Source organism: Gordonibacter sp. 28C (genome assembly GCF_003339845.1).
Taxonomy (GTDB): domain Bacteria; phylum Actinomycetota; class Coriobacteriia; order Coriobacteriales; family Eggerthellaceae; genus Gordonibacter.
Genome location: NZ_PPTR01000019.1, coordinates 34463 through 45419, shown reverse-complemented (window position 1 = coordinate 45419; position 10957 = coordinate 34463). Strand labels below are relative to the sequence as shown.

At 65.9% G+C, this 10957-nt stretch carries 7 protein-coding genes; all 7 read left to right on the top strand.

The features are described 5' to 3' along the window. Positions 1–3430, top strand: a 3430-nt coding sequence (locus C1878_RS15805; RefSeq protein WP_114516677.1) for a SpaA isopeptide-forming pilin-related protein, incomplete at its 5' end; no start/stop codon positions are given. Further along, a complete protein-coding gene (locus C1878_RS15800; RefSeq protein ID WP_009307248.1) occupies positions 3427–3705 on the top strand; it encodes a protein kinase in 279 nt (92 codons plus the stop codon). The genes C1878_RS15805 and C1878_RS15800, both read left to right, overlap by 4 nt. Positions 3706–3708: 3 nt before the next feature. After that, the gene (locus C1878_RS15795) at positions 3709–5610 is read left to right on the top strand and encodes a hypothetical protein (RefSeq protein ID WP_015539644.1); all 1902 of its coding nucleotides are present in this window, start codon (positions 3709–3711) and stop codon (positions 5608–5610) included. Then, entirely contained in the window at positions 5610–7499 is a 1890-nt protein-coding gene (locus tag C1878_RS15790) for a VirD4-like conjugal transfer protein, CD1115 family (RefSeq protein WP_015539643.1), read from the top strand. Before C1878_RS15795 ends, C1878_RS15790 begins: the two co-directional genes overlap by 1 nt. Positions 7500–7607: 108 nt before the next feature. Continuing rightward, positions 7608–7955 (top strand): hypothetical protein, encoded by a 348-nt coding sequence (locus C1878_RS15785; protein ID WP_015539642.1) that lies wholly within the window; start codon positions 7608–7610, stop codon positions 7953–7955. A gap of 7 nt (positions 7956–7962) precedes the next feature. Next, on the top strand, positions 7963–8403 hold the full coding sequence (locus C1878_RS15780; RefSeq protein WP_015539641.1) for a PrgI family protein: 441 nt from the start codon (positions 7963–7965) through the stop codon (positions 8401–8403). A 13-nt stretch (positions 8404–8416) separates the two neighbouring features. Further along, the gene (locus C1878_RS15775) at positions 8417–10957 is read left to right on the top strand and encodes a VirB4-like conjugal transfer ATPase, CD1110 family (RefSeq protein ID WP_015539640.1); all 2541 of its coding nucleotides are present in this window, start codon (positions 8417–8419) and stop codon (positions 10955–10957) included.

The following is a 10957-nucleotide window of genomic DNA, read 5'->3' as shown; positions in this document are numbered from 1 at the left end:
CGACGGCGTGGCGCAGACCGCGAGCGACCTTCTGCCCTACGGCACCTACGAGCTGCGCGAAACCGTCCCGCCGGAGGGCTACCTGCTCTCCGACGAAGTATGGCGCTTCGAGATCCGCGAGGACGGCAAGGTTGTGGAGGCGACCACCGAGCAGGCCATCGACGACCAGGTGAAGGCCGCGGAGTGCTTCATCATCAAGGTAGGCACGAAGATAGGCGATGACGTCACCGAGGGCGACAAGGCCGACGCGATACCCTTGCCGGGGGTCGAGTTCAGCATCTACGCCTCCAAGGACTTCGTGGATAACGGCGACGGAACCTACACGGTGCGCGACGGAGCCGCGCCCTATGCCACTATCGTAACCGATGAGAACGGCATAGCGGACACGTCCTACAACCCGCGACCGGACGATCAGCACGGCGCGTTGCCCTACGATGACTACCTGGTGATCGAGACGGGGCCGAAGCCGAATTACGATCCCATAGAGCCGTTCACGTTCTCTGCCCGCGAGGACAAGAAGGTGTACCACTTCTTCGCCAACAACACGTACGTCACTGCGGGCGTCGAGCTCGTCAAGGTGGACGCCGAGTCGGGCTTGCCCGTGCTGGTTGCGGGAACGCAGCTGCAGGTGCTCGATGCGTCTAAGACCCCCATTGTGTGGCACGAGACGTATCCCGAGGCGATCAGCTACGACACTCTCACGGTCGGCGATACGGGCCGCGTGTACCTGCCTCAGAAGCTCAACGCCGGATCCTACTACCTTCGCGAGGTGTCCGCCCCCGAGGGCTACCTGCTCGGCCATGCCGACGTGCCCTTCACGGTGTCAACCACGACGGACTGGGATGATCCGCTTGTGGTCGAGTACGCCAACATGCCCCAGAAGGGCTCTGTAAAGGCGATGAAGGTGGACGCCGAGACGGGCGAGCCCGTACCCGCTGCCGGCATCGAGTTCGACCTCGTCGCCGCGTCTGACATCAAGACCGGCGACGGCGTGGTGCACGTGCCCGCCGGCGAGATCGCCGCGCACATTGTCACGGCCGCCGACGGCACCGCAACGGCCGAAGATCTGTACTTGGGCAGCTACCGCATCGTCGAGACGCTCGCGCCGGAGGGCTACGTGCTCAACGGCGAGCCCGTCGATGTAACGCTCTCATACGCCGGCCAGGAGGTCGAAGCCGCCTACGCCGAGTCCGAGTTCGGCGACGTGCCCCAGAAGGGCATCATCGAGGCCCACAAAGTCGACGCCGAGTCGGGGCTGCCCGTCGCGGTGCCCGGCATCGAATTCCGCGTGACCGCCGCCGCCGACGTGGTGACGCCCGACGGCACCGTGCGCGCCCATGAGGGCGACGTGGTGGCCGAGGTCGTGACCGGGGATGACGGCAAGGCCGAGACGCCGGAGCTGTACCTGGGCCGCTACGAGGTCGAAGAAACGCTCGCGCCCGACGGGTACGTGCTCAACGGCGAGCCCGTCGATGTAACGCTCTCATACGCCGGCCAGGAGGTCGCGGTGACGCGGGCCGGGGCCGTCGTGGAGGACGCGCCCCAGAAGGGCGTCATCGAAATCGTCAAAACCGACGAGGCCGACGGGCGCGCCGTGCCAGGCGCGGTCTACGAGGTGACGGCAGCCGCGGACATCGTGACCCCCGACGGCACGGTGCATGCGAGCTCCGGCGACGTGGTGGCCACCGTCACCACGGGCGATGACGGCAAGGCCGAGACGGATGAGCTGTACCTGGGCGATTACAACGTGCGTGAGACGGCCACGCCCGACGGCTGGGCCATCGACCACGAGACGCACATGGTCGAGCTCTCATACGCTGGCCAAGAGGTAAAGGTGACGCGTACCGTGCTCGAGACGGCCGACGCGCCCACCACGTTCATATTGCTCAAGAAGGCCGAGCTGATCGACGGCGAGCTTGTCGACTATGCAGGCTCGGAGTGGCACGTGTGGGCCGAGGACGCGGCGGGCGAGATAGCGTACGATGCCACGGCCACGACCGGCGAGGACGGCAGCTTCGTCCTCGAGCGCATCCCCCACGGCGACGGGCTCGCCTACTACTGCCAGGAAACCAAGACAGGCGATGACTACATCCTCGACCCGGAGGTTTACGAATTCTCCGTCGACGAGGAGGGCCTGATCGCAGGCGAGCCGGCCTACGTGTTCTTGAACACGAACTACCACAAGCGCATCATCGAGGCCCACAAAGTCGACCAGGACACAGGCGAGCCGGTTGGCAAGACCGGATTCGGGCTGTACCGCTGGATCGGGGAGGGGGAGCCCGACCCGACGTTCGGCGGCCGTCAGGGCTTCCATGGCGTGTTCGCGGATGATCCCGACGGCGAGGTGGACGGGAGCCTGTGGGAGATGGTCGCCGAGGGGACGACCGACGACATGGGCGCCGTCATCTTCGAGGGCCTGGAGTTCGGCTGGTACATGATGGTCGAGGCGGTGCCGAACCCCGATTACGCCGAGTGGTGGGAGTCGGCGGGATCCACCTGGGGACGCTACCTTTTCAAGGCCGACAAGGACAGCGACGTCCGGCAGACGCAGACGTACGGCAACATGGCCATATCGCTCGAATGCAACGTGAGCAAGGCGACCATCGACCGCACGAGCGCGGCGTTCCAGTCGGATGAGCGCGCACCCGTTCGCGTCGACAACGTGGGCAAGGAGCGCTACCGCTACGACGTCGCGTTCGACGCGGGTTCCACCAACGTGAGGGCAGACCAGTACGCGGTCGTCGATCCTTGCGAGTTCGTCAACCTGGGAATCAGGCTCGACACGCTGGTGACGCCTGCAGCCTATGGCGACACCGACGGGTTGGTCAACGTATGGTACCGGACGAACATGACCGATACGTCGGCCGTGTACTCGACCGCCAGCGCGACCGCCGGCAACCCCCCGAACCAGATGGCCGACGGAACCGACCGCATCGGCACGGTCGGGTGGCGCCTTTGGAGGGAGGGCGTCGCCGCCGGCGCCCGCACGCGCCTCGACGTCGACGGGCTCGGCCTCGCCGCCGGCGAATACGTCACGGGAATCATGCTCGAATACGGGTCGGTCGAGGTAGGGTTCCGCACGCTGCAGGACATGAGCTACCTGGTGTACGCAACGGAGCCCCTGGACAACAGCAACGGCGAGGTGGTCATCCCCAACAGCGTGACGAGCCATATCACCCGCAACTGGAGAGACGGGCAGGGGCTGTACGACGACGCGCATGACAACGTGATCACGCGGGTCATCGACACCTTCGGCTTCGCATCCTCCTATCACGGGTTCTCGACGGGCACGGCAGGCAACGGTGGCGCGCTCACCGCGACGGGCGACCGCGTCCCGGCCCTGGAGGGCGTGGCCATGCTCCTCGCCGCGGTGGCCGCCGTCCTGCTGGGCATCTGGGCCACGAGGCGCGAAGAAGGGGAGGGGGCATGAGGAGGGCCCTGGCCGAGCATGCAGAGGACATGCTCCGCTACATGCTGGACAACTCCGACGACGTGCGGAGGATCGTCGTCGGCCGGAAGAAGCTCGTGAGGGACCTGCAGATGAACCCGACAACGGTGTCCGTCGTCCTCGGCTACCTCAAAGAGCTCGGCCTGGTCGAGGTGAACGGCCGCTATGCGGAGAACGGCGCGCAGTTGGAGAACGGGTACACGGTGACCGAGGCAGGATGCGAGTTCGTCGCCGAATCCCCCAAGGCTAGGAGGTAGCGAATGGCATCGGAGGAAGAGGTCGTACGGTTCATCTTCAACGGTGCGAACGAGATGGCCGAGCTGATGTACCAGCTCATCAAGTGGGCCCTCGAGCGCCGCGAGAAGGGGAGGGACGACGGCCGGCGCGACCCCTCGAAGATCAGCGGCCGCATAGCCCCGGAGGACGCGGCGAGCTTCGCCGCCGACCTCGCCGCGGCGGGCATAGGGGCCGAGTACGTGGCGCAGGCCGACGGCGGCCTCGTCTACTCGTGCGACGCCAAGCACTTCGAGACGCTCAAGGCGCTCACCAAGGGCTACGCCGCGAAGTACGACGCCATGCACCCGGAATCCGTTGACAACGTCTACTACGAGACGCTGCGGGACTGGCGCGGCTGCTCGCTCAACGAGTGCTTCGAGGTGGCGTCCACCGTGGAGGTGGCCGCCGTGAACAAGATGCGCGCCGACCTCGCAGCCATGGGGGTCTACTTCGAGGTGGCCCGCCGCCCGGAGAACCTCGGCTACGTCGTCAAGTTCAACGCGAAGGACGCGAGCATGGTGGAGCGCGCCCTGTGCGAGCTCGACCAGGCGTACGGGCATCCCCAGAGCGCCCAGGACGTCGCGCGCGCCGTCGCGGGCTACCTCCCGTCTCCCGCCGAGGGCGTATGGAAACGGGAGGGAGCCCGCTCGACGCTCGAGGCGAGGAACGCCGGCCAGGACGAGGTGCTGGCCGCCGCCCACGTGTACCCGGAGAACGGGGGATGGCACGTTTACGGCGAGGCGGCGGGGGAGCGCTTCGGCGACGGCGTCTACGGCACCGAGCGCGAGGCCGTGCAGGCGGGCGAGCTGCTCGTGGAGCAGAGGGCCGCCGAGCTCGGCTCGAACGTCGAGATCCCGCGCCAGGGAGCTGCCGCGCGCGACCTCGACGGGCGCAAGGCGGGCGACTACACGCTGACCATGACCACGGTCGAGTGGGACCGGGCCGCGAACATCATGGGAGGCCCAATGGAGGAGGACGGCATCCCCTTCTCCCTGTCCTTCGACGAGGCGGCGGAAACCGCTTCGCTCACCTTCGCGTCCGAGCACGCCGCCGGCGTCAAGGCCATCGCAGACCGCTATATCAAATCGTCGAAGGAGAACCTCAAGGACTTCACCACTGCGCGCTTCGAGGATTGGGACGAGTTCTGCGAAGTCGCCGAGACGGGGATGGTGAGGGACGACGCCCTGCAGGCGATCAGGGCGGAGTGGATCGACGTCGGCGATGGCAGGTACAGCCTGGAGGCGTACGCGAACGCATGGGACGCCGAAGCCGTCGTCGGCGTGTCGGTGTACGCCAAGGCCGTCGTGGAATCCGACCCGTCCCTCGAGGGATGGGAGGTATGGGGGAACGCCGACGGGCCCAATTTCGGCGAGCGCGGATTCGATGACCTCGCAGAGGCCATGGAGTACGCGGAGTCCCTGGCGGCGGGGGAGCTCGCCGAGAGGGGCTACGAGGTCGCCGTGGGATCGCGTCCCGAAGCGCCCGCACAGGAGCGCGGCGAAGCCGCTCCCGAGCTCGACGCCCCAGCACGCCAGGAGCGAACCGTGGAGCAGGCGGACTACGTCGTCGAGCCGCGCGACGTCGGCCCGTCGGAAACGGTAGAGACGGTGGTCGCCGCCACCAAGTCGGCGGAAGTGGCCGACGATGCGGGCGAGGCGCACATCGGAAGCTCCTTGGAGGAGATGACGAACCCTGACGGGCTCGATCTGCCGAGCATCGAGCGGTTCGGCTCCGCCGAAAAGCTGGACGGCGCGAAGATCGGCGACGTCCTGCAGGCATGCTCCAAAGACGTGAAGATGATCAAGGCGCAGCTCGAGGCCAAGCGCCAGCAAGGCGTGGAACGCGGGGCGAAGGCGGCCGTGCAATCTAAGGGCGCGGCGCGCTGATGGCCAAGAACGGGAAAAACGGGGTGCCCGTCGCAACGACGGCGCGCAAGCGGGAGGCGAGCCAGGGGTTCATCGCCCTCATGGCCGGCATCTCCTTGGTCGCGTTCGTTGCGGTCAACCATGTGGCGGGCTACGTCATCCCCGTCGCCTCGTCGCGCGGGCCCGCGGCGGCGCTCACGAGCATCCCGGTAGCCCTGCTCGACTTCGCGCGGAGCCCTTGGGCGCTGAGCCTCGACCCGGCCGCCGTGGCCGTCGGGCTCGCGGGGCCGGCGGCCGTCGTTCTCGTGTACCTGCTCGGCGGCAAGAAGGCCGACAAGCCGACCATGGCGGGCATGGAGCACGGCACCGCGCGCTGGGGCGAGGAGGACGAGAAGGACAGGCACGCCGACACGGATAACCCGCTGAACAACATACCGCTCGCCCAGGGCGTCGAGCTCTGCCTCGACCCCGATGCGATAGGGACGCGCCGGAAGGGCTTCGTGGAGATCAACCGCAACGTGATGTGCTTCGGCCCGCCAGGCACGGGCAAGACGTTCTATCTGTTCGTCCCCGCGCTCCTGCGGTTCTGGCGGCCCACCGACCCGTCGAGCATCACGAGCGACACGAAGGGCACGACCGTGAAGCGGATGCTGCCGTACCTCATGAGGCACGACCGCGTGGTGAAGGTTCTCAACACCAAGGATCCGTCCAACAGCCACGGCTACAACCCGCTCAAGTACACGCGCAACGATTTGGAGGTGCTCATCGCCGTCGACACCATCATGGGCAACACCACAGGACGCAAGCCCGATGAGGGCGTCGACGGGGACTTCTGGGAGAAATCCGAGAAATCGGTGTTCGTGTCCATCATCGGAGGCTTGCGCGAGCTGAAGGAGATAGCTCCGGGGCTCGACGTCGAGGTGAACATACCGACGATGGCGGACATCCTGCTCACCGCCGAGGCTTCGAGCGACGACGAGGATCCGAACACGCCCACGACCATCGACCGTTTCTTCGCGCTGATCGAGCATCTGAAGCCGGACAGCTACGCCTGCCGCACCTACAAAGGCCTGAAGCTGGCCGGCAAGGGCCGGACGATGAACTCCATCCTGGTGTCGTGCGCGGTCAGGCTCATGCCCTTCAACCTCCCCGTCATCCGCGAGCTCATGTGGCGCGACGAGATGGAGATCGACCGCATACCCTTCGAGGGCACCAACTTGTTTGTCGTGGCCGACGATGCTGGCGGCCAGCTCGACTTCGTCTTGGCCATGTTCTACCAGCAGACGTTCCGCACCCTCTACAACATCGCCGACAACCTGCCGGGGGAGAGGTTCCCGGTCCCGGTCGTGTCGTTCATCGACGAGATGTTGAACATGGGCAACATACCCTACAAGGAGAGGATCCTCATGACCGCCCGCTCCAGGAACATGCCGATAGTGATGGGCCTCCAGAGCATGGATCTCGCGAAGGAGAAATGGGGCGAGAACATCTTGGGCGCGATCCTCGACGCCTGCGACACGATCGTCTACATGGGCGGCGGCCGCTCGAAGGAGAGCCGCGCGTACATCTCGGAGTCCCTGGGTACCCAGACGGTCTACGAGCACACGGTGAGCGAGACGGTGAGCGCCCGGATCATGGGCAGCAACGATTCCGCTCAGTCGTCGTACCAGTCGCTCGGCCGCCCGCTGCTCGACGAGGCCGAGGTCGACAAGATACCGCGGGAGCAGTGCATCGTCCACTTCTCGGGCGCCGCGCCCCTCATGGTGGGCAAGTACCGCACGCAGGACACGGACGAGTACAAGGACTCGCCCTTCGCGCCCGACCGAAGGGGCGAGGCCGTCACAGGGCCCTTCCCTTTGCAGGAGATGAGGGAGCACAACGCGAGGGTGCGGGCATCCCTTGCCGCTTGACGACATGGAAAGGCCCCGGTCCGTCTCCCACGGTCCGGGGCCGAGAAGCGATCACGGCCGCAACGAGGCGGCTTTGACCAAGGAAATGATATTCGAAAGGAACGGGACATGAAAGACCAAACATCGAAAACGGCCAAGAACAGGGCATCTGCGCTTGGGAAGGCGAAGGCGGCGGCGCTGTCGCTCTTCGGGGCCGGCGCCGTGTGCCTCGCGAGCGCGAGGCCCGCTTACGCCGTGGACGTCAACGGGCCAAGCTTCAACTACATGATCACCCAATACGTGGGGCCCGGCATGACGGTCATGGGCTTCGCGATCTTGGTGGTAGGGGGTTACAACTACTTCAACTACAAGGACGAGGAGGGGCCGAAGGCCAAGGCGGGCTTGGCCGGGATGGTTGGCGGCGGCATCATGGCGGCCATAGGCGGCGGCGCCGTCCTCATGCTCTCCATGAGCTGAGGCCGCAATGTCCTTCACCGTCCCCTACCACCTCGACCCGCTCGACTACGAGCGGAAGGCATTCGGGCCTTTCACGTCTCGCGAGCTCAAGTACGGCGGCATCGGCATCGTCCTCGCCGCAGTTGTCGGCGGCGCGCTCTGGTTCGCCCCTTTGAGCGTGCCCGAGCTCTTCCGCGTGATGCCCGCCATCGCGGTGGCGTTCCCCTTCTTTTACGTGGCCAACACCAAGGCCCCGCCCGGCTACGAGTCGCCGGAGGAGTACATGAGGGAGCGGCTCGCATCCGCGTTGAGCGGGGAGGACGTATACGTGTACGGCTGCGACGACGAGGACGAGTACGAGGTGATGGAAGATCCGCCGGCGAAGTCGCCCAGGGAGAGGAAGGAGTCTGCCAAGCATGAGAAGAAAGAGCGAGAGTACGTCCGCGGCAAAGCGCGAAGCGCACGATAGGGCGGATGCTGCCATGCCGGACGTCGCGGGCCTGACGGTGAAGCAGGCCGAGATGGCGCTCGCCGAGGCGCGCAACCGGGAGCGAGAGCGCCGCGAGTACGAGCGGCGCAAGGCGAAGGGCAAGCCCCTGTCGAAGATCACCCAGGATGCGATCCGCTACGAGAAGTGCTTCGAGAGCGGCGTCGTGAAGGTCGAGAAAGGGCTCTACTCGATAACATGCGACGTGGACAACATGGACTACCGCAACCTCGGCGAGAGCGAGAAGGAGGCGCTGTACGTCCGGCTCCTGCGGGTCTACAACCTGTTCGAGCCGACGACGCACCTGCAGTGGTCGGTCATCGTGCGCGTCGTCGGCCGCCGGTCGATCCTCGACGAGGTGCTCATATCCCACCAGCCGGACGGGCTCGACCGCCTGCGCGACGAGGTCAACGAGGTGCTCACCGACCGCGCGTCGAAGGGCAAGACGGACATAGAGACGCGCCTGCTGCTCACGATCTGCACCAAGGCCGACAACGAGGCCGAGGCCCAGAGCATCCTCGACGGCCTGGTCAAGGACATACGCCCCGACTTCGAGTCGATGGGATCCGGCCTGACGGTGCTGAGCGGCGCGGAATGGCTCGAGATAGTGGCCGGCGTGTTCTGGCCCTCCGACGTCCTCGTGTTCGACTGGGCAACGCTCGTCGACACCAAGACCGGCAAGGCCACGGGGCTCACCACCAAGGACGCCGTGGCCCCGATGTCCCTCGCGTTCGAGCCGCGCATCCTCAAGCCGCGCCCGAACGGCACCACCTCGGTCGTCAAGGACAGCGGGATCTACCGCTGCAACGATTTCTACGCCTCGACGCTGCTGCTGCGCAAGTCGCCCGGCATGATAGACGACAGGATGGTGAGCGTCATCACCTCGACGCCCATGGACATGATGTTCACCATCCACATGCAGCCCACGTCGGCCGAGAGCTCGCGCAAGGCGACCGACGCCTACATCGCCGCCGTCGAGGGCGACACGCACGACCGTGCCAAGGAGGCGCGTCGCGAGAACATGCCGGCGGGCGTCTACATGACCTCCAAGCACGTCGACCGCGCCCAGGACGCGGAGGAGCTCAAGAAAGAGGTGCAGTTCGGAGGCCACAAGCTCTTCTACACGACCATGAGCGCGCATGTGCGCGCCGAGACGCCCGACGACCTCAAGCTCGAGCAGATACCCAAGCTGCAGCGGGCCTGCGGGAGGTGGGGCGTGAGCGCGACGCCGCTGTCGGGGCGCGAGCGGCAGAAGGACGCCATGAACGCGACCCTTCCCATAGGCAAGAACTTCATCAACGCCCCGTCCACGATGACGACCGCCAACGTCGGCGCGCTCATCCCGTTCACGTCGCGCCGCTACCAGGATCCGGGCGGTATCTACTGGGGGGTCGACGCGGAGTCGGAGGACTTCATCATGCTCGACCGGACGGCGCTCGGCGCGCCGCACCAGATGGTGTTCGGGATCACGGGCTCGGGCAAGTCGTTCGGCCTGTGCCGGGAGAACCTGCAGATCCTGCTTCGACGCCCCCGTGCGAAGGTCTACATCGCGTCCCCCGGGCTCGCATACAAGCCGTTCGTTCAGCTCCTCGGCGGTAAATGGTTCGAGGTCGGCGCCGGCTCGAAGGACTACTTCAATGTCATGTCCATCAACATCGACCAGGTGGAGGACGTAGAGCAGGCCATCGCGGACAAGGCGGAGTACCTCATGGGCCAGGTGGAGTGCATGCTCTACAAGGGCGCGGTCATGGACGGCAAGGACACACGGGCTGCGAAGGAGGCGACGCTGCTCTATTCTTGCATCCAGGATTGCATACCGAAGGTCTACGGCCGCTACCTCGACACGCACCGGGCCGAGGACGTCCCCGTGCTCGCGCAGCTCGCCGATGAGCTGGGCGACATGAAAGTCCCCGTCGCGCGCGACGCCGCCCAGGCGCTCAGCCTCTTCACGACCACTACGGCAGTCGGCGGTCAGTTCAGCCAGCGCGACGGATCTCCCTTCGACGACGATGATTGCAGGCTGTTCGGCGTCGGGTTCCGCAACGCCGGCGACATCATCAAGGCCCCCGCATTGTTCGCCTTCACGGACATGTTCTGGAGGCAAGCCGTAATGAACAAGGTGAAGGGCTATGAAACGTGGGTGCTGTTCGACGAGTTCCAGACCTTCATGGACTGGCCGATCGCCGCGCAATATTTCTTGAAGGCGTGGATGGAAGGCCGCAAGTACGACCTGTACCAGACGGGCGCCACCCAGAACGTCTTGGCAGTGCTCGAGAACGCCAAGGCGTCCCGCGCCCTGGACAACTCCGGCGTCGTCACCATGTACAACATGGCCCACGACGACGCGAGGGAGCTCGCCGAGCGGCTTCACATGTCCGAGCGGCAGATGCGCTACACGGTCAACCCGCCCGAGGGCCACGGCGTCTTGTCGGTCATGGGGTCGGTCATGCCGTTCAAAGACTCTTGGCCCAAGGGCACCGAGACGTACAAGGTGTTCACTTCCAAACCCAAGGAAACCAAAGGGCGAGCGATGTAG